This window comes from Pseudomonas azerbaijanoccidentalis (assembly GCF_019145495.1).
Taxonomy (GTDB): Bacteria; Pseudomonadota; Gammaproteobacteria; order Pseudomonadales; family Pseudomonadaceae; genus Aquipseudomonas; species Aquipseudomonas azerbaijanoccidentalis.
Map to the genome: position 1 here is coordinate 1 of NZ_JAHSTU010000007.1, position 16,507 is coordinate 16,507.

Here is a 16,507-nt window from a genome sequence, read left to right on the forward strand (position 1 = left end):
TTTTCCTTAACAACTTCAACCACTTGCGCTTCCGATCTCTCGTCAGCGGGAGGCGAATTCTACAGCGTTACACGCTGCTGTCAACACCTCTTTTTCAACTCCCTTTTTGGCTTCGATGACCTGAAGCAACCCACTGTCGAAAACTGCGTAACTCGTTGTTTACCAAGGAGTTTTCCGTTTCGACTGCGCCGGAAGTGGGGCGAATTATAGACACCTGAGATCTGTCGTCAAGCATTGATTTCGCTTTTCTACTATTTAGGACTTAAACGCAAGAAACACAGGCTTCTTCTATATAGAAGAAGAGAACGACACTTGAGGATTTGAGCAAAAGCAGGCGCCTGACGAGCGCCAGACAAGGAAGAGAGGCAAGAAATATGGTGTCCCAGGGCAGGTTCGAACTGCCAACCTTCCCCTTAGGAGGGTCAAATCAGGGTCAACAGAATCAAGGTCGCGCCCGCTGCTACTGGGATTTTCCGTCCGGTTGAGTCCGTACAAACACACCGGTATAGTGTTTTTTGCTGCCACCCTGCTGTCACGGTCGAACCCTTGAAAACCAAAATCACTCAAAAGCTGATCGGCAGCCTGGCCGCCGAGCCGAAAGCATACCGCGTGCATGACACAGTGCAACCGGGCTTCTTCATTCGCGTGCTGCCCAGCGGGCACAAGTCGTACATGGTCACCTGGGGACGCAACAAGAACGCCACCTTGGGTCGCGTCGGCGTCCTAACGCTCGATCAAGCCCGAACCGAGGCCGCCCAGTACCTGGCAGACGCGCACGCCCACGGCGAGCCCTTGGCAGTCGCCCAGGGCCGTAAGGGGATCGCCCTACCCTCTCTGCGCGAATTCATCGACGACACCTATATGTCGTGGTTCAAGGCCCACCACAAAGGCCATGAAAAGACCCTGCATACGCTCGACAACAACTTCGAAGCGATCATGTCTCGGCGCCTGGGCGATATCACGGGTCGCGATCTGGAGCAGATCCGCACCGGATGGATGCGGGCCGGCAACAAGCCTTCAACGGTGAACCGAAAAATGGGTTCAATCAGCGGGGTATTCAGCAGGGCGGTCGAGTGGGACTACATCGCTGATCACCCGATGGCCAAGCTGAAACAACTCAAGGTCGATTCCAACGGGGTTATTCGGTACCTGAGCGCCGAAGAAGCCAGGCGCCTGCGTGAAGCACTGGATAACCGGCAGGACGAGGCGCGCGCCGAACGTGAGACGGCGAACAAGTGGCGCGCAGATCGGGGAAAAAAGCAGTTGGCCAGCCTGCTGCAGATCCCGTACACGGATCATCTGAAACCAATGGTGTTGTTGTCCCTGAATACGGGCATGAGACGCGGCGAGCTGTTTGATCTGAAATGGCCTGTTGTGGACTTCGAAACCAGGACGGTTACGGTCGCCGGCGACACCACCAAAACAAGCGACACGCGCCACATCCCAATGAACAAGGAGGCATTCGGAGTGCTGGAAGAGTGGAAAAAGCAGAGCGGGGATTCCCAGTATGTGTTCCCCGGGCAGGACGGCGGCCGCTTTGAGGATGTGAAAAGCGCCTGGCTCAAGCTACTGGAGCGGGCGCAGATCGAGGCGTTCCGATGGCACGATATGCGCCACGACTTCGCGTCACGCCTGGTGATGGCCGGCGTCCCCCTAAACACGGTGCGGGACCTGTTGGGGCACACCGATATCAAAATGACTTTGCGCTATGCTCACCTAGCCCCAGGCACGAAGGCTGCAGCGGTCGAACTGATTTAGAATGGCGGCTCGAACGGAACAATGGTTCGGCTATCTTTGTGTTCATCTACGTGCTCAAGTAGATATGCCCACCAAATACGCACGCTTGAGCGGTCAAGCCGACCAAGCCCCTCGACCTCCCAAAAAGTTTCCATAACGGTTGCATCTGTGGCCAGGAAAACTTTAGACGCCTTGATGGTTTCCCAGATTCGCTGCTCCTCGTAAGTGAGCAGCGTAGGCAGGTGATAGCAAGTGTTGATGAATCGCTCGCTCTCATCGGTTGACCAAACTTCGGTGATTACATTAGACAGCGACCAGGTGCTTGTCTCTTTTCCATAGAAAAAAGGCACATCCAAGTCGAATGCAATTTCTTCGATTGCCGCCTCAACCACTCCCGTAATGGATTGCCGCCGGATACGCGAGATCATCTCGATCATCATCTTTACCTTCGGGTCAAGACGTAGCGTCAAGGTCTCTGTCTTCCGTGCGCCCTGGCTGGGCTTGTTCTTAGCCATCTCGTCCACACCTTTCAAATTACGCTCAAATCGAATCCTACCTTTTGCGTCCATGGAAGTCCATGCGCTCACACCAATCACATGATTGCAGTTGACGTACAGCAAATACAGCAATAGCATTCCAGTGTCGCACTCTTACTCTCGACTGGAATTTGGAGATATCTATGGAACAAGCACAGCAACAAATGGCGCCGCTGTCGGTGAGTATCGAAGACTCCGCCCGCGTCCTTGGCATCTCGCGATCATCCGTTTATGAGCTGATCGCTCAAGGCGAAATCAAGACCTTCAAGATTGGGCGTCGGCGCCTGGCTTTGGCTTCCGACCTGGAGGCGTTCATTGGGCGCGCAGCAAAGGACGGCGCACGATGAAGTGCGGAAAGAGTAAGGAGCTGGAATTGCGCAAGGCAGCGCAGGGGATTGCTAAGGCGGTGTTCGAGCACCGCCTTAGCGAAAACACACTGGATAGCACCAACGTGAAGGCCAAACTATGACACGCCATTCTTCAACTGAGCAAGACCGCAAGATGATGGAGGCCCTACGAAACGGGCCGGTATCGACCATCGAAGCCGCCAAGAACCTGGATATCGTCCAGCCACCCAATACGATCCGGCGCCTCAGGAAAAAGGGGCACGAAATCCGCACCAACTGGACGCACCAGTCCACTGAGCCGGGCCGCCCGCCTCACCGCGTCGCCAAGTACATCCTCATGCGCGAAGCGTCGTAAATCAGAGAAGCGGGGGCGCCCTCAGTCTTGAGGATTCCCTCGCGCCTGCCTGTGAGCCGCTGAATGGCCAGAAAGACAAAATACAAAGTCGACTTTGGCGGCGGCCGAGTGCTGGCCCTGCCCTATCGACTGCTGGTCAGTGACGCCTTCGACAACCTGTCGACCAAGGCGGTAACAGTGCTGATCAAGCTGGCCAGGAATTACAACGGCCGAAATAACGGCGACCTATCTTGCACTGCCTCGATGATGGCCAAGGGTAAACCCATGGACGCCAAGACGCTTGCGTCTGCCTTGGCCGAGCTATTGGAGGCCGGATTGATCGTTCGCACCAGGGAAAGCCGCAAAGGGGGCAGGGAGCAGGGTATGGCTCGCTGTGCGCTGTATGCAATTACCTGGGCGGCGATAGATGACTGCCCTGGGAAAGAGCTGGAAATTGGCCCTGGCCCGCCGCGCTTCAAGTTCATTTGATTTCGAGTTTTTCGGTGGGAATTTTTCCCTCTAGTACTGGGAAATTCTCCCAGTCACAGAGCGCCCATTGTCCGGTTACGTCCGGTTGCGTCTTTGACCTGTTCGGGTACTGGGATTTTTTCCCACTACTTTCCAGTGAAACCGGGGCCTCCAGAAGCATGGGTAAAGGGAAAATATCCCACCCTTATTAAATTACCACCACCGGGGGTTAATAAGATGGGACCAACGACCTACAAACAAGAGCGCTGCCATCACCAGCACGCGGGTAAATGTAAGCGTGCTGGTGGCTTCACTTTTATCGTTGTCGAGTTCCTGCCTTGGACGCAGATCGGGATGTGTCGCCCGTGTGCAGAAGAGGTACGGAAGGATTTGATCTATCAAGTCGAGAAAGGAAAAGGCAGGTAGTTGACGATTTAACTCGACTCGCTTCCACAGCAAAAGGCACTACCCCGTTGCAGGGTAGTGCCTTCGATACAACGAAAGTTTGACAGTTTTTCAGTCAGTGTCCGTGGGAGCGAACGGCTCGGCACCATCACTAAGCGCGCGAAGCCCAATCACCGCCGCCCTGGCAAGGCGATCGATGAATCCGATTTCGAGGCTGGTGTAGTGCCCGCCCATGCCGCAGAGCGCGAATCGGATGGCGTCGAACGCTTCAGTTTCGTCATGGAGCGCCAGGTCGCGCACCTCGCCCTCGAAGTAGTCGATTCCCTTTTGCCAGTCCGCCGGCACTCCTGGATTGTTCCGAGGCCAGTTGATCAGTCGGCCCATGCCATCGCGTGCGGTGAAACTAAGATCGTCGCGATCGTTGATAGAGGTGATCATTGCCCACCTCCAACTGGATATCCGAGGCTCTGTACGCGAAGAACATCCAGTTCGTTATCCATGCACTCTGACCACTGAAAAACCTTAGTCGACCACTCATTCACCTCGGCGATACCGAGCTGAGCAAATGCGTGCGCAGTCCCATCCTCCGGGAACGTCTCGAGCATCAAGGTAAAGATTGCGTGGATGTTGTTGAAGGCGTTCTGCACCGAATACAGATCATCAAGACCTGTCTCAGCAATCTCATAACCTGAGCGATTCATTGCCCCCCCCCTACGCTCAGTCCGATGAATGCTGGAGCATCCGGCACCACCTTGACGTTGATCGCGCCCAGGGCTTTCAGCGGGGCCAAGTCGGCGAGCTTGATCCCGGCCGGCAGAGTCATGCTGCCGATGACTTCACCGCGCGCGTCGATGATTTGGATGGTATTCTGTTTAAATTGCATGACGTGTACCTTCAAGTTGTGTCGTGCGATAGCCGGCCCGGTGGTTGCACACCGGGTTGGCACTTCTTCTCTGATGGCTCGCATCTGAGCCATCGCTTCAACCGTTACTGCTTACCCTTCTCGCTTATCCAGCCTGCCGCCCAGCTTAAGGGGTCTTTCGACTCCATTGGCTTGAGTGGCTTTCCTTCCCGCGCCGCCAGCTTGCCCTCTTCCTCTGTTTCGGAATGAATCCACAACGTCTGCTGTTTGAACCCGGCTTCGCGCTGTCGCTCCCTGAATTCGCGTTGTCGTTCCGTGGTGCTCTTAGTCTTCTTGTCGTCTTTCATGCCCGCCTCGTTACCCGTAACACAAAACGATAATGGCACGCCGTTACGGGTAACACAATAGAGTAATGCGAAATAATTGCAGACCAAACACCTTGTTGTTGTGGTGATCGCAGGCGAAGATCGGCTACCTCTAACGGAAGGAAAATAGAATGACGGCACTGTTCGGGAAACGGTTCGGCGAGCTTGAGCAACAACTGATGGAACTACAAAAAAGCGCCGTCATGAGAAGAAATGGTTTTACCGACAAGATGGAGAAATACCTGTCGTGGGATGTCGTTCTGAATTGGGGGGTCAAAGCGAGATCCCTGATAGAGCGGACGTGTGGCGAGAATTCAAGCCAGCTTCAGATGTTTAATAAATCAGAGGAGCAGCGCTCGTATGACTCCAATGTAGATCGCCTTAACCGAATGGGCGCGGTGTTCCTTGCCACAAAGGAAGACTTTGAAGGAGGCTACCTCAACTCCCTCCGAAACCTGGTGCAAGCTGAGGTCTTCAACAACGAACTCGAGCAGGCTGAAGAGCTTCTAGGCAGAGGGTATGCAACGGCCTCGGCGGTAATTGCTGGAGTGGTGCTTGAGACCGCCCTCCGCGACCTGTGCTCCATCAGTGGAATAGAGCACGGCAGCATCAATAAGATGAATGATGATCTTGCAAAGGCCGGCGCATACAACGCCAACCAGAAAAAGCAAATCACGTCTCTGTCAGCGATCCGAAACAGCGCGGCTCATGGCAAGCCAGAAGAGTTCACTAAAGACCAGGTGAGGGGCATGATCGACGACGTGCAACGGTTCCTCGTCGCACATTTTTAATCGGCCTCGTAATCCGGTCAGGCGAGCCAAATCAGAAGTTACAGGCGCATCTGACTAATCACCTGGCGCGGATCGGCGCCGGCGGCTATCGCTGAGGCTGCGTCTCGGGTGAGCTGATCGAGCGCTTGCTGCTCGAAGGCGTCGGCAAGCGATGCGCCCTTGCGCACGATCAGCAGGGCCAGCTCGGGCGGGAATTTGGTCTTGGCCGGATTGGGCAGGCAATCGCAATCGATGATCGACATAGGGGCTCCGGGAGATGTACTCAGATTTGAGTGTATCTCCGAAGACAGGCATAACCACTGCAAAACAACGAATTTACAGAGAAATATCTCGCTGAAAACCACTGAGCCGAGCTTTCGGCCCTGTTGCCATCCGGTGCTTTCCGGGCAACTATGGACGAATTCTTGACAGACCCTAGACAGATTCAGCCCATGGCCGCGCTCAACAACGAAATCAAATCCTTTATCGTCCAGGCCCTCGCCTGCTTTGACTCGCCTTCTCAGGTCGCCGGCGCCGTAAGAGAGCGTTTCGGGGTCGCCGTGTCGCGCCAGCACGTCGAAGCCCACGATCCGACCCGAAAGAGCAGCAAGGGCCTGGCCAAGCGCTGGGTGACGCTGTTCAACGATACCCGCGAGGGATTCCGTGATGAGGCGATCAGGGAGCCGATCGCAAACCGCGCCGTTCGACTGCGTGCGCTGGGAAGAATGCTCGAGGAGGCCGAAGCGAGCGGCAACCTGGTGCTTTCCATGAAGCTGCTGGAGCAGGCCGCCCGGGAATGCGGCGACATAAACACCAAGCGCCGGGCAAAAACCGAGGGAGAGCCGATGGCGCCGGCCGCGCCAGTGGGTGTGGATTTCTCTTTCGCAGGTTCCGCCGCGGTCACGGCCTGATCGCGACCAGGCCTAAGTAACGCGCCCACCGTTACCTCACCGTTACCTCACCGTTATCTAACGTTAAAACGCCCCCTGACAGCAGGTCGGAGCAGGCCTATTTAATTGTGATCCTCGGTAACCTTTAAACCTTCAGACCGAAGTGGTTTTCCCTCACTTCGCCTTGGCCGCGAACCGCCGAGGATTTCTCGGTAGTTCGAAACCCCTAATATCCGAGGTATTACCCCGCTGGGAGAAGACTCATCCAAATCTGGATCATCAAGTACGCGACACCTTTTCAGATCTGACGAAACGTGTCGCAACACCTGCCATACCGAAATGGGAGGTCAGGCTCAGCCCCCCATTTGAGTTTCCACGAATACGAATGTGTGATGGGAAATCCGGCAGTACCTTGCGGCCACAAAGCAGTGAAACGACATTTGTGGGCTAGGGCTGGCAGAAGCGAGGCAAGCAGACGATGATGGCCTCAAGCCACGCCAAAAATGCACTGGAGCAAGCCTGACATGAAGTCCGAAGATGAGGAGTTCAAGCTGTACGAGAAAATCTATATGGCGGAAGCGGATCGGAAGGAGAAGCTGCTTTCTCGCCTTAATTTGCCCTTGGCGATGATCATCGCGTTACTGAGCTTCCTCTCCTACCTTCTTCCCAAGGCGCCGCCGACGGACACAACAGCAGGGATTTATTTTTGGATTCTTTACCTTGGAGCGGGCGTTTTCATCATCAGAGCTATGTGGCATTTCGCCCGAGCCTGGCGCATCCGGTTTGACGATCTAGCGATACCAGTAGCCGAAAAGCTTGAGGACCATCGGAAGACCCTGATCAGTTATTACGATGGAAGTGTAGAGCTCGCAAACAGCTTTTTCATGCAAATCATGATGGACTATTACGTCATGGGCGCAACAAAAAATGCAACCAACAACGATCGAAGAGGTAATGAACTCGACGCATTGTCGAAAAACGTTATCTACGCTGTCATCTGGTCAATGTTCTCCTTTCTCCCAGTATTCACTTACACCCGCACCTAGGAGTTACCGATGGCTGAGCAGAAGCCCCCCCCACCCCCCCCACCGCCGATGAGAAATATCAAAAGTGACGTACCGCTTCCTCGGCGCGACCCTCCTCCACCTCCTCCGAAAAAAGCTTAATAACAAGCCCTCTGAACGGGGGCTTTTTCTTGCCCGTTGCAGTTAGGGTAACCACAACATACTGCAACGAAAAAATTATTCTCAGCACGCTCAAAACCAACTATTTCAGTCCGGGTGCGTCCACTCACGTGTAACAGCTGAGGTGCACCCTAAAAGCACTGGATATATGCTCAGATCAGACGTAATTTGGTTCTCGTAAGGCTTCCAGCAGCTCATCGAGGACAGATCATGTCGACTACTACCAAGCCCCGCGGCCACCAGGCCAAACCAACCCGCGCCGAAGTCAAAGCCGCTTGGGGGCGTCTGCGCACAGCGGCAGACCAGGGCAGCGTGCAGGCAAGCGCCCTTCTGATCGCGCTCGTTGAGAACCGCCCGCTGATCGCCACCACAGACACCCTTTCGGCATAGCGGAACTAGACCAAATGAAAAGCAGCGTCGAAGAGATCCGCCAAATCGTCCGCCGGCGTGCCCAGTCTCTCGGCATCAGCATTGATCCCGTCCCTTCAGGTGGATATCGCATCCATGGCCGTAATGGCTACGTCGACTTCCGCGTGATTGACCTGGCGGACGTAGACGTTAAAGACCTTGCGCCGAAGCGCTGGGACTGACCCTGACAAAATTGGAGAAACGAACTCAGATGAAAACACTGCGCGCTGAATCCGGTGGCAAAAGCCGCCTGGTAGGGATGTGGAAATTCCCCGAAGCCGGTCCGTTTGCAGATCTCTACGCCGTCGCTCGCGAGGCCAGAAATCACGTCGAGGGCCTGCAAATCGCGGCAATGGGCATCATCAACGACGCCCGCCGCTCGGATAGTGCGAAACAGGAAGACATACGGGCAACCGCGAAAGATCGGCTGTACCTTCTGGGCCAATTGCAGCGCGACTTTGAGAAGTACAAGGAAAAGGTCAAGGAGCGCGCCGACAAGGTGACCGCCGTTAAGCCGTACCGGGATAACGACCCTATCGCCGTCCAGATCGACCTGGCCTTGGCCGCCCAGTTGCGAGCCATGAGCCCACCAGAGCGCAACGCAACGCTTCTGGCGGGCACTGACAAAGCCTACGTTGACGCCGCACTTCGCCTCCCTCGCGAACTGAGCGGTGTCAGCAGCGAGTGGTATGCCCGAATCACCAAGGAGGCCCTGGTGCGCGCCAATCCACGAGAAGCGCAAGAGATCGCCGACCTGACCGAAGCGGCAGACGCCGCACAGGACGCGCTCCGGACAGCCTTTGGCCTGATCAGTGCCGACGCGGGCATCAGTCTCGACGAGCGTGTTGATGCGGCAGGCGAGGCTGCAAAAGAGCTGGTGCAAGGTCCGGCAGAATCCACCATTGAGCGCATCCAAGAGCGCCTGGAGCGGGTCAAGCAAGAAGAGGAAGAGTCCGACGAGGCGCTCAAGAAGCAAATCCAAGGCGAAGGAGCTTAATCATTGTCCAAGCCGTTGCCACCAGCGGAGGCGGCGCCGGGCCGAGTTGCCGGGGGGCGATTCGCTCCCGGCCATTCCGGCAACCCAGGGGGGCGTTCAGGCCAAACCCAGGCTATTCGCGCGAAGTTGGCAGAAGGCGCTGAAGCCGTCACACGCAAGATTCTGGCTGCAGCCAAAAAGGGCGATATGCAAGCGTGCCGCCTAATCCTTGAGCGGCTCGTTCCGCCGATGAAACCCACATCCGAACCTGTGCAATTCGATCTCGACGATACGGACCTCCCGAGTGCTGCCCGCTCGATCATGCGCGCAGTCGCCGACGGCCAGCTCGCCCCCGATCAAGGCAAGTCGCTAATCGACGGCCTGGGAGCGGTTGCGCGGGTGATTGAGGTTACTGAGTTGCAGAAGGCTATCGAGGAGCTTCGCCAACAAATCGGAGGCCTGCAGTGAGCGTCAGAACAGAACTCGCGAAATTGCGCCAGCAGGCGCGCCAGGCGCTAAACGACAGCGACGTGAAGGCGATCAGCGACCTGATGGATGAATTAAGCGCCGAGGCCGCCGGTGGTGGCTCGGCTCGGGAGCACGACTCCCTAACCGCCGTATTTAATGAGGCGCAGAAGTCGAGCGCCGGGAGCCAGTTATGAATTCTCATCAGGAGCGTTTCGCCGAAGCCTGCAGGACAACCCGCTTTGCACCCTCCCCTTTGAAGCAGGGCGCCGACTCTGGCTACGTGGTGTGGGATGTACAGCATGTCCGCGATGGCCAGAAGGTGACGATTGACGGGCCGTTCTTCACCGAGGATGAAGCCAGGGTGTCGGCCGATCTTCTGCGCGGCACCTTCCGGGGTGCCAGAGCCTACCAAGGGATCTATGACCGGATCTGGAACTACGACCCGCGACACGAACAGGTGACGGTCGACCAGGCGCGTATGTCGCGCGCGCTGCTCGCCATCCGACTGGGCGTTTCGGTGCCCAACAACAGCGCCCAGGGCGCCAAGGAGTAAAATATGGCTATGGCCACCAACTACGGCACCAAAACCCGAATCCTGCTGGGCGGCTCGGCCGGCAAGCTGTTTGGACGCGAACACATTTACGAGCTTTCCACCGGCGACACGCGGGAGGCCGTGAAGGCGATCGACGTCAACCATCCCGGTTTTGCGAAGTACCTCGCTGACGCGAAAATGAAGGGTCTGGAGTTCGCGGTGTTCCGCAACAGAAAGAACATAGGCGAACAGGAGTTGAAGATGGGCGGAGCGAAGGAGATCCGCATCGTGCCGGTGATCGCGGGTAGCAAGCGCGCCGGTCTGCTGCAAACAATCCTCGGTGTCGCCCTAATCGTCATGAGTCCCTTCACGAATGGTGCAACGTTGGCGCCGGGTATCGCCCTGGCAGCGGGTGGTGTGATCCAAATGCTCAGCCCGCAGGCAACCGGCCTGAAGCAGAGCACCTCCCCCGAAAACGCCCCGTCGTATGCCTTTGGCAGCGCCAAGAACACCACAGCCAGCGGCAACCCGGTCCCGATTTGCATCGGCCATCGTCGGTGGGGTGGAATGATCATCTCGGCGTCGATCTACGCCGAAGACAAGATCTAGTCGACCTGGTGTAAAGTCAGCCCTCCAAACAATGAGGACGAATCATGCACAGGATTTTGCCAGCGGCTGCCGCTATCACGTTGATCGCTGGGTGCTCAAGCACCCCCGTGGATTCTGGCTCGGCAAAGCGAGTGCCAGTCGATCGCATTTACGCTTACCAGACTGAGACGTCCGGTGGTGGGACGCTCGTTGTCAGCCGTGATAATGGATTTTGGGCCTCAGGCGGATGCTTCGTTACCTTGCTCATTGATGGGAAAAGAGCGGCCCGCCTAGATACTGGAGAGGTGGCGAAATTCCACGTCAAGCCGGGTCGACATATCGTCGGCATCGGCGGCGACGAAGACGGTGGCGGCCTGTGCGCAATGCAGATCGGCCAGCCAGTGAAAGAGACGGCGACTGAGGTTGTCGCCGGTGAAGTGCAGAAGTACCGGATATCTGGCACTCAGAACGGAACGGATATACGCCCAAGCTCGATTTAATCAGTAGCGATCAAGCCTCGCTGTCAGCCGCAGATATCGTGAGCGCAGACGGGTCCTCTCCAGCTACAGCTTTAAGAAACTCACGCACAGTCAGGCGCGCCAAGGCAAATTCTCCTTTGGCTTGGCCGTCGACCAATGAACGGCACGCAGCCCTCGTCGCAAGATAAAAAACGAAGCGGCCGTGATTTAAAAAAACGTGTGCTCGAGATTGCTTCCACTTATCCAGCATCGTCCCACGCATGAACCACTCCATCCGGTAAAAGTCACGCCCCCCGACCTCTACCCGATTGTCCTCACTGAAGTTGAGGCACGATGCAAAATTGAATGAAAGGGCTGAAGTCCTGCCCATATTCAGAAGCCAAAACATTCGATTTTCTTTGGAGTAAAACTCCTCCCTGGCTGACCGCTCCTCTTCCGAGATTGAAGAGTGTTGTAGCTCTAAGACTACCCCTGCCCCTTCTGGCCGCGGACACAAAACATCAGCTCTATGGATTTCCTTTGTCTCTGGATCTCTCATGAACACTTCACAATAGTGAGGGCTGAAGAAACCTTTCCATCCCAGATGCCATTCACCTTCGGGCTCGCTCCACGGATCGCAATCGCCGCTGTCATGACGCCAATGCGCAGCCTTGAATTGCGGGATGACGGCCCTAAGCGTGCCGCCACAGCCGGCGCAGGTGGTTTGCTCTCCTTTCGCCTGGGGAGGCCTCTTTTCACCTTCTATCATCGCTGAAATCATTCCGCACTCCATGATGGCAAGTAGCGACCATGCTATGCCTCCTCCGACGCCATCTCAATGTGCTCTTTTCTGGTATGCCTGAGCTGATACGCGCAAATTCGTCTTTATTTGCGCATTTTTCTTGATAAGTGACACTCATAGTGCAACAGTATTAGTAGAACACCTTAACTGATACGGACAGCACATCATGTTCATCCGCGCATACCTCCGAGCATCAACCGAAGAGCAGGACGCCGGCCGCGCCCGGGCATCGCTCGAGCAATTCGCCACCGACCACAACAAGGTGATCGCGAGCGTGTACCTGGAGAACGCCAGCGGCGCGTCGGCAGATCGGCCTGAGCTGATGCGCCTGCTCAAAGATGCGCGCAAGGGTGACGTCCTGCTGGTGGAGTCGATAGACCGCCTCTCCCGCCTTCCTGTGGAGGATTGGCAGAAGCTCAAGGCTGCGATCGACTCCAAGGGCTTGCGCATCGTCGCGCTCGATCTGCCGACCAGTCATCAAGGAATGCAGGACACCAAAGGCGACGAGTTCACCGGCCGGATGTTGGGCGCCATCAACTCGATGCTGGTGGAAATGATGGCAGCGATAGCGCGAAAGGATTACGAGCAGCGCCGTGAGCGTCAGGCCCAGGGTATCGAGAAGGCTAAAGCTGCCGGCAAGTACCAGGGCCGGCCAGTCGATGAGGATCTGCATAAGCGTGTCACGGAACTGCTCGGCGCCGGCCTGGGCATTCGCGCAACCGCTCGGCACGCCAACTGCTCGACCACCACAGTTTTGAGAATCAGAGACCACGTCGCCCTGACCTTAAAAAAGTAATTGAAAGCCCATAGTTGAGTGTTCGTGCATTTGCCTTGGCGAGCGGTGGAAAGTACGCATATTCTCAAAGCGCCACTCGGCGCTTGCTGCCGAGCCAAATTTCCAACCTTGCGGACTAAAGAATGGAAGCTAATTGGGTTTTCGGAATCGGTACCATCATAGCCACACTGCTTGGGCCGATCCTAGCGGTTCAAGCGCAGAAATATCTCGAGCGCGTGAATGAGTCCAGAAACCAGAAAGCCTGGATATTTAGCACTTTGATGGCTACTCGAGCCGCTAGGCTTTCGCCGGATCACGTTCGAGCATTGAACATGATTGATCTCGCGTTTAACGGAGGCCGCTCAAACCGCCGGAAGGCCTCAGAAACAGAAGTTTTGGACACTTGGCGTGATTACCTCGAGCACCTCACTCTGACGATAAATGAGGCCAACGCGGAAAGGTGGGTCGAGAAACAGCAGGAGCTTTTGGTTTTAATGTTAAGCGCGATGGCTACAGATCTGAATCTCCGGTATGACCGTGTTCTTTTGCGAAACGGCGCTTACATTCCCAAGGGACACACAGATCTTGAGCTCGACCAGCAAAAGCTGAGGCACTACGCAATTGAAGTCCTATCCGGAAACCAACCGGTTAACATGAATGTTACCGGCTTCCCTTTCAGCGAGGACATGACAAATTCGCAGTTGAAACTACAGGAAGGCCTTGCCGCAGTTTTGGCTGGCCAAGGTCACCTGAAAGTTCGGATAGAGCCCGGCAGCACAGCGCAGACTGACGAAAAGCCTCCCGCCTAACACCGGTCGAGTAAGTCGGTCGCGCATAAAAAAGCCCCATCAGATGATAATGAGTGGGGCTTTTTTTGGCCTGGTGCTGCCACCCTGCTGTCATGAAGAAAACTAACTGTCAGGAGAATGGCTTCAAAGGCCCGTTTTATATGGTGTCCCAGGGCAGGTTCGAACTGCCAACCTTCCCCTTAGGAGGGGGATGCTCTATCCAATTGAGCTACTGAGACACACGTGCCTGCGAAGAAACGCATGGCGATGGACGGCGAGCATGTTAACGACCACGCCAGCCTTTGTCATGTCGTCCTTTTGCTTTTTAAGTGTAGGCATACGCCGTCTATATAGCAGGAAGCCTTTCACTGCGGCCCAGACCTACTCCAGATATTTCCAACGCCCCTCGAAAATCAGATCCGCACCAAGCAATGCAGGGCTCGCAAACCACACAGCAAATCCCGTCAGCGCACCAAAAACCGGCTGCCATCCATCCTAAATAGCTCTCAACAGCATCCTCCCCCTAGTAAATCGGCCATTTGCCACTATCCTATAAAGGTAAGGAACAGTGATCGAATTCGGACGCAACGCCCTCAAGAGTCTTGGACGCTACTGAGGGGCAGAGACGCGATCAGCGATACGGACCAGGCAACTTTCCAACCAGTCCGCATTTCTGACAATTGGTGCTGGCAGAACGCCTTTATCCAGTTCAATATTTGTCACAGAATTGGCGCCAATGATCTGGCTACTTTGAGGCATGATGCTCGCCTCTCTCAATTCAGGTTGAACATTTGGCTGCAACGCTTGTCCTAACTGACATCCTGCGGCCAATCCCGAGAACCGCTCCCCTGAACTAACCGGTTAAATATATGCGCCCATTGAAACAGGCAATTTATTCCAGCCGTACGGCTGACAAGTTCGTCGTACGTCTGCCAGACGGAATGCGTGAACGCATTGCCGAGGTGGCTCGCAATCATCATCGCAGCATGAACTCCGAAATCATCGCACGCCTTGAGCAGAGCCTGATTCAGGAAGGTGCGCTGGGCGAAGAGCTGAGCATGCGCCTGGACAGCCCAGAGCTTTCGTTGCACGAACGTGAACTGCTGCAACGCTTCCGCCAACTTTCCCATCGCCAGCAAAACGCACTCGTTTCGCTGATCGCTCATGACGCTGAAATGGCCGCAGACGCCTCCTGAGTCAGACTGACAATCCAAGCCAGCTTAAACGCTGGCTTTTTTTTGCCTGAATTTCAGGCAAAAAAAAACCCGCCAATTGGCGGGTTTTTTTATCAGAAAAACTACAGCAGGAAGATCGTTGCCAACCCCAGGAAAATGAAGAAGCCCCCACTGTCAGTCATGGCAGTAATCATGACGCTGGCTCCCATCGCAGGGTCGCGCCCAAGGCGCGCCAGTGTCATCGGAATCAAAACCCCCATCAACGCTGCGAGCAGCAAGTTAAGCGTCATGGCGGCCGTCATTACCACGCCCAGGGACCAACTCCCATAAAGCAGATACGCGACAACACCAATAACCCCTCCCCAGATCACACCGTTAATCAGTGCAACCGCCAATTCCTTGCGCATAAGCCGCGAGGTATTACCTGTGCTCACCTGGTCCAACGCCATGGCGCGAACAATCATGGTGATGGTCTGGTTACCAGAGTTACCACCGATACCCGCCACGATGGGCATCAATGCTGCCAACGCCACTAGCTTCTCGATGGAGCCTTCGAACAGGCCAATCACTCGAGAGGCCACGAAAGCGGTGATCAGGTTCACGGCCAGCCAGGCCCAACGGTTGCGCAGCGACTTCCAGACTGACGCGAAAATATCTTCCTCTTCACGCAGACCCGCCATGTTGAGAACTTCGCTTTCGCTCTCTTCACGAATCAGGTCGACCATTTCATCGATGGTCAGTCGACCAATCAGCTTGCCGTTTTTGTCGACGACGGGCGCCGAAATCAAGTCGTAACGCTCGAACGCCTGCGCAGCGTCGTAGGCATCTTCATCCGGATGAAAGCTCACCGGATCGCTGGCCATGACTTCAGAAACCTGCTTTTCCGGATCGTTGACCAGCAAGCGCTTGATTGGCAGCACGCCTTTGAGGACGCCGTCATAATCAACAACGAATAGCTTGTCCGTGTGACCCGGCAATTCTTTGAGGCGACGCAGGTAGCGCAACACCACCTCGAGACTGACATCCTCACGGATCGTCACCATCTCGAAGTCCATCAGCGCACCGACCTGCTCCTCATCATAGGAAAGGGCTGAACGCACACGCTCGCGCTGCTGGTTATCCAGGGTCTCCATCAGCTCATGGACGACATCTCGCGGCAGCTCGGAAGCCAGGTCAGCAAGTTCGTCGGCATCCATGTCCTTGGCCGCAGCCAGGAGCTCATGATCGTCCATATCGGCGATCAGGGTTTCACGAACGGAATCGGATACTTCGAGAAGAATGTCGCCGTCGCGATCGGCTTTTACCAACTGCCAAAGCGTCAGACGATCGTCCAGCGGCAGAGCTTCAAGGATGTAGGCGACGTCGGCGGAGTGCAGATCATCGAGCTTGCGTTGCAACTCGACGAGGTTCTGCCGGTGGACCAGGTTCTCGACCCGGTCATGATGCGGACCTTCCTGGCGATGGGTCAGGTCTTCAACCACTCGCTGACGCTGCAACAGCTCAACTACTTGAGCCAGGCGGTCCTGCAAGCTTTCTTGTGTTTTCTTTACTTCAACTTCAGACATAGGCGAACTCCACTCCCAGCAGCGGGGCACGCCGGAAGGATCAATCAGTCAATTCATGATTGGAAAAACGGGGT

General features: G+C 55.8%; 26 protein-coding genes and 1 tRNA gene. 18 read left to right on the forward strand and 9 right to left on the reverse strand.

The genetic code is table 11. The annotated features are described in order from the left end of the window. The first annotated feature begins 546 nt into the window (after positions 1 to 546). Positions 547 to 1,758 (forward strand): site-specific integrase, encoded by a 1,212-nt coding sequence (locus KVG88_RS21175; RefSeq protein ID WP_217872666.1) that lies wholly within the window; start codon positions 547 to 549, stop codon positions 1,756 to 1,758. Here KVG88_RS21175 and KVG88_RS21180 read toward each other — a convergent pair. After that, positions 1,755 to 2,252, reverse strand: coding sequence for a hypothetical protein (locus KVG88_RS21180; RefSeq protein WP_217872667.1), 498 nt, complete (start codon positions 2,250 to 2,252; stop codon positions 1,755 to 1,757). The two genes, KVG88_RS21175 and KVG88_RS21180, sit on opposite strands and share 4 nt — an antisense overlap. 164 nt (positions 2,253 to 2,416) lie before the next feature. On the opposite strand from KVG88_RS21180, the gene KVG88_RS21185 reads away from it, so the two are divergent. From KVG88_RS21185 to KVG88_RS21195, 3 genes are all read left to right on the forward strand, one after another. After that, on the forward strand, positions 2,417 to 2,620 hold the full coding sequence (locus KVG88_RS21185; protein WP_217872668.1) for a helix-turn-helix domain-containing protein: 204 nt from the start codon (positions 2,417 to 2,419) through the stop codon (positions 2,618 to 2,620). 118 nt (positions 2,621 to 2,738) lie between these two features. Then, positions 2,739 to 2,975 carry a helix-turn-helix domain-containing protein gene (locus tag KVG88_RS21190; protein WP_217872669.1) on the forward strand — a complete coding sequence of 79 codons (237 nt, stop codon included), beginning with the start codon at positions 2,739 to 2,741 and terminating at the stop codon, positions 2,973 to 2,975. Between the two features lie 63 nt (positions 2,976 to 3,038). Then, positions 3,039 to 3,443, forward strand: a complete 405-nt coding sequence (locus KVG88_RS21195) for a hypothetical protein (protein ID WP_217872670.1) — start codon at positions 3,039 to 3,041, stop codon at positions 3,441 to 3,443. 495 nt (positions 3,444 to 3,938) lie between these two features. Here KVG88_RS21195 and KVG88_RS21200 read toward each other — a convergent pair whose 3' ends face one another. From KVG88_RS21200 to KVG88_RS21215, 4 genes are all read right to left on the reverse strand, one after another. Continuing rightward, positions 3,939 to 4,265 (reverse strand): hypothetical protein, encoded by a 327-nt coding sequence (locus tag KVG88_RS21200; RefSeq protein ID WP_217872671.1) that lies wholly within the window; start codon positions 4,263 to 4,265, stop codon positions 3,939 to 3,941. Further along, positions 4,262 to 4,528 carry a hypothetical protein gene (locus KVG88_RS21205; protein ID WP_217872672.1) on the reverse strand — a complete coding sequence of 89 codons (267 nt, stop codon included), beginning with the start codon at positions 4,526 to 4,528 and terminating at the stop codon, positions 4,262 to 4,264. Before KVG88_RS21205 ends, KVG88_RS21200 begins: the two co-directional genes overlap by 4 nt. After that, positions 4,525 to 4,710, reverse strand: a complete 186-nt coding sequence (locus tag KVG88_RS21210) for a hypothetical protein (RefSeq protein ID WP_217872673.1) — start codon at positions 4,708 to 4,710, stop codon at positions 4,525 to 4,527. Before KVG88_RS21210 ends, KVG88_RS21205 begins: the two co-directional genes overlap by 4 nt. Positions 4,711 to 4,814: 104 nt before the next feature. Beyond that, a complete protein-coding gene (locus tag KVG88_RS21215) occupies positions 4,815 to 5,036 on the reverse strand; it encodes a hypothetical protein (protein ID WP_217872674.1) in 222 nt (73 codons plus the stop codon). A gap of 149 nt (positions 5,037 to 5,185) precedes the next feature. Here KVG88_RS21215 and KVG88_RS21220 point away from each other — a divergent pair, with 149 nt between their 5' ends. After that, on the forward strand, positions 5,186 to 5,845 hold the full coding sequence (locus KVG88_RS21220; protein WP_217872675.1) for a DUF4145 domain-containing protein: 660 nt from the start codon (positions 5,186 to 5,188) through the stop codon (positions 5,843 to 5,845). Between the two features lie 38 nt (positions 5,846 to 5,883). Here the strand turns inward: KVG88_RS21220 and KVG88_RS21225 are convergent, their stop codons facing one another. After that, positions 5,884 to 6,087 (reverse strand): hypothetical protein, encoded by a 204-nt coding sequence (locus KVG88_RS21225; RefSeq protein WP_217872676.1) that lies wholly within the window; start codon positions 6,085 to 6,087, stop codon positions 5,884 to 5,886. A gap of 189 nt (positions 6,088 to 6,276) precedes the next feature. Between KVG88_RS21225 and KVG88_RS21230 the strand changes: the two genes are divergently transcribed. The 10 genes from KVG88_RS21230 (at position 6,277) to KVG88_RS21275 (ending at position 11,370) form a co-directional block, all read left to right on the forward strand. After that, positions 6,277 to 6,735: a DUF2280 domain-containing protein gene (locus KVG88_RS21230; protein ID WP_217872677.1), complete on the forward strand. Its 459-nt coding sequence runs from the start codon at positions 6,277 to 6,279 to the stop codon at positions 6,733 to 6,735. Between the two features lie 503 nt (positions 6,736 to 7,238). After that, a complete protein-coding gene (locus KVG88_RS21235) occupies positions 7,239 to 7,760 on the forward strand; it encodes a hypothetical protein (RefSeq protein ID WP_217872678.1) in 522 nt (173 codons plus the stop codon). 348 nt (positions 7,761 to 8,108) lie between these two features. Then, the gene (locus KVG88_RS21240; RefSeq protein WP_044267641.1) at positions 8,109 to 8,288 is read left to right on the forward strand and encodes a hypothetical protein; all 180 of its coding nucleotides are present in this window, start codon (positions 8,109 to 8,111) and stop codon (positions 8,286 to 8,288) included. A 14-nt stretch (positions 8,289 to 8,302) separates the two neighbouring features. Continuing rightward, entirely contained in the window at positions 8,303 to 8,488 is a 186-nt protein-coding gene (locus KVG88_RS21245; RefSeq protein ID WP_150652979.1) for a hypothetical protein, read from the forward strand. 29 nt (positions 8,489 to 8,517) lie between these two features. Beyond that, positions 8,518 to 9,303, forward strand: a complete 786-nt coding sequence (locus KVG88_RS21250; protein WP_217872679.1) for a hypothetical protein — start codon at positions 8,518 to 8,520, stop codon at positions 9,301 to 9,303. Positions 9,304 to 9,306: 3 nt separating this feature from the next. Next, positions 9,307 to 9,750, forward strand: coding sequence for a DUF5681 domain-containing protein (locus tag KVG88_RS21255; protein ID WP_225934101.1), 444 nt, complete (start codon positions 9,307 to 9,309; stop codon positions 9,748 to 9,750). Continuing rightward, the gene (locus KVG88_RS21260; protein WP_217872680.1) at positions 9,747 to 9,944 is read left to right on the forward strand and encodes a hypothetical protein; all 198 of its coding nucleotides are present in this window, start codon (positions 9,747 to 9,749) and stop codon (positions 9,942 to 9,944) included. Before KVG88_RS21255 ends, KVG88_RS21260 begins: the two co-directional genes overlap by 4 nt. Beyond that, the gene (locus KVG88_RS21265) at positions 9,941 to 10,303 is read left to right on the forward strand and encodes a hypothetical protein (RefSeq protein WP_217872681.1); all 363 of its coding nucleotides are present in this window, start codon (positions 9,941 to 9,943) and stop codon (positions 10,301 to 10,303) included. The genes KVG88_RS21260 and KVG88_RS21265 overlap by 4 nt, the downstream gene beginning before the upstream one ends. 3 nt (positions 10,304 to 10,306) lie before the next feature. Then, a complete protein-coding gene (locus KVG88_RS21270; RefSeq protein WP_217872682.1) occupies positions 10,307 to 10,891 on the forward strand; it encodes a tail assembly protein in 585 nt (194 codons plus the stop codon). A 44-nt stretch (positions 10,892 to 10,935) separates the two neighbouring features. Beyond that, positions 10,936 to 11,370 carry a hypothetical protein gene (locus tag KVG88_RS21275; protein WP_217872683.1) on the forward strand — a complete coding sequence of 145 codons (435 nt, stop codon included), beginning with the start codon at positions 10,936 to 10,938 and terminating at the stop codon, positions 11,368 to 11,370. A gap of 10 nt (positions 11,371 to 11,380) precedes the next feature. Here KVG88_RS21275 and KVG88_RS21280 read toward each other — a convergent pair whose 3' ends face one another. Next, on the reverse strand, positions 11,381 to 12,109 hold the full coding sequence (locus tag KVG88_RS21280) for a competence protein CoiA family protein (protein WP_217872684.1): 729 nt from the start codon (positions 12,107 to 12,109) through the stop codon (positions 11,381 to 11,383). A 187-nt stretch (positions 12,110 to 12,296) separates the two neighbouring features. Between KVG88_RS21280 and KVG88_RS21285 the strand changes: the two genes are divergently transcribed. Next, positions 12,297 to 12,926, forward strand: a complete 630-nt coding sequence (locus KVG88_RS21285; RefSeq protein ID WP_217872685.1) for a recombinase family protein — start codon at positions 12,297 to 12,299, stop codon at positions 12,924 to 12,926. 122 nt (positions 12,927 to 13,048) lie between these two features. Beyond that, complete coding sequence (locus tag KVG88_RS21290) at positions 13,049 to 13,714, forward strand: DUF6680 family protein (RefSeq protein WP_217872686.1); 666 nt, start codon at positions 13,049 to 13,051, stop codon at positions 13,712 to 13,714. Between the two features lie 141 nt (positions 13,715 to 13,855). On the opposite strand, the gene KVG88_RS21295 is transcribed toward KVG88_RS21290, so the two are convergent. Then, positions 13,856 to 13,932 (reverse strand) — tRNA-Arg (locus KVG88_RS21295). A 630-nt stretch (positions 13,933 to 14,562) separates the two neighbouring features. On the opposite strand from KVG88_RS21295, the gene KVG88_RS21300 reads away from it, so the two are divergent. Then, positions 14,563 to 14,889 (forward strand): Arc family DNA-binding protein, encoded by a 327-nt coding sequence (locus KVG88_RS21300; protein WP_003178899.1) that lies wholly within the window; start codon positions 14,563 to 14,565, stop codon positions 14,887 to 14,889. Between the two features lie 101 nt (positions 14,890 to 14,990). Here KVG88_RS21300 and mgtE read toward each other — a convergent pair whose 3' ends face one another. Next, on the reverse strand, positions 14,991 to 16,433 hold the full coding sequence (gene mgtE / locus KVG88_RS21305) for a magnesium transporter (protein ID WP_150705109.1): 1,443 nt from the start codon (positions 16,431 to 16,433) through the stop codon (positions 14,991 to 14,993). Positions 16,434 to 16,507: the final 74 nt, after the last annotated feature.

Excerpts from the sequence above, each read along its gene's own strand:
- KVG88_RS21180 (WP_217872667.1), bottom strand. The coding sequence starts at position 2,252 with ATGGCTAAGAACAAGCCCAGCCAGGGCGCACGGAAGACAGAGACCTTG.
- KVG88_RS21185 (WP_217872668.1), top strand. The coding sequence starts at position 2,417 with ATGGAACAAGCACAGCAACAAATGGCGCCGCTGTCGGTGAGTATCGAA.
- KVG88_RS21190 (WP_217872669.1), top strand. The coding sequence starts at position 2,739 with ATGACACGCCATTCTTCAACTGAGCAAGACCGCAAGATGATGGAGGCC.
- KVG88_RS21195 (WP_217872670.1), top strand. The coding sequence starts at position 3,039 with ATGGCCAGAAAGACAAAATACAAAGTCGACTTTGGCGGCGGCCGAGTG.
- KVG88_RS21200 (WP_217872671.1), bottom strand. The coding sequence starts at position 4,265 with ATGATCACCTCTATCAACGATCGCGACGATCTTAGTTTCACCGCACGC.
- KVG88_RS21205 (WP_217872672.1), bottom strand. The coding sequence starts at position 4,528 with ATGAATCGCTCAGGTTATGAGATTGCTGAGACAGGTCTTGATGATCTG.
- KVG88_RS21210 (WP_217872673.1), bottom strand. The coding sequence starts at position 4,710 with ATGCAATTTAAACAGAATACCATCCAAATCATCGACGCGCGCGGTGAA.
- KVG88_RS21215 (WP_217872674.1), bottom strand. The coding sequence starts at position 5,036 with ATGAAAGACGACAAGAAGACTAAGAGCACCACGGAACGACAACGCGAA.
- KVG88_RS21220 (WP_217872675.1), top strand. The coding sequence starts at position 5,186 with ATGACGGCACTGTTCGGGAAACGGTTCGGCGAGCTTGAGCAACAACTG.
- KVG88_RS21225 (WP_217872676.1), bottom strand. The coding sequence starts at position 6,087 with ATGTCGATCATCGATTGCGATTGCCTGCCCAATCCGGCCAAGACCAAA.
- KVG88_RS21230 (WP_217872677.1), top strand. The coding sequence starts at position 6,277 with ATGGCCGCGCTCAACAACGAAATCAAATCCTTTATCGTCCAGGCCCTC.
- KVG88_RS21235 (WP_217872678.1), top strand. The coding sequence starts at position 7,239 with ATGAAGTCCGAAGATGAGGAGTTCAAGCTGTACGAGAAAATCTATATG.
- KVG88_RS21240 (WP_044267641.1), top strand. The coding sequence starts at position 8,109 with ATGTCGACTACTACCAAGCCCCGCGGCCACCAGGCCAAACCAACCCGC.
- KVG88_RS21245 (WP_150652979.1), top strand. The coding sequence starts at position 8,303 with ATGAAAAGCAGCGTCGAAGAGATCCGCCAAATCGTCCGCCGGCGTGCC.
- KVG88_RS21250 (WP_217872679.1), top strand. The coding sequence starts at position 8,518 with ATGAAAACACTGCGCGCTGAATCCGGTGGCAAAAGCCGCCTGGTAGGG.
- KVG88_RS21265 (WP_217872681.1), top strand. The coding sequence starts at position 9,941 with ATGAATTCTCATCAGGAGCGTTTCGCCGAAGCCTGCAGGACAACCCGC.
- KVG88_RS21270 (WP_217872682.1), top strand. The coding sequence starts at position 10,307 with ATGGCTATGGCCACCAACTACGGCACCAAAACCCGAATCCTGCTGGGC.
- KVG88_RS21275 (WP_217872683.1), top strand. The coding sequence starts at position 10,936 with ATGCACAGGATTTTGCCAGCGGCTGCCGCTATCACGTTGATCGCTGGG.
- KVG88_RS21280 (WP_217872684.1), bottom strand. The coding sequence starts at position 12,109 with ATGATTTCAGCGATGATAGAAGGTGAAAAGAGGCCTCCCCAGGCGAAA.
- KVG88_RS21285 (WP_217872685.1), top strand. The coding sequence starts at position 12,297 with ATGTTCATCCGCGCATACCTCCGAGCATCAACCGAAGAGCAGGACGCC.
- KVG88_RS21290 (WP_217872686.1), top strand. The coding sequence starts at position 13,049 with ATGGAAGCTAATTGGGTTTTCGGAATCGGTACCATCATAGCCACACTG.
- KVG88_RS21300 (WP_003178899.1), top strand. The coding sequence starts at position 14,563 with ATGCGCCCATTGAAACAGGCAATTTATTCCAGCCGTACGGCTGACAAG.
- mgtE (WP_150705109.1), bottom strand. The coding sequence starts at position 16,433 with ATGTCTGAAGTTGAAGTAAAGAAAACACAAGAAAGCTTGCAGGACCGC.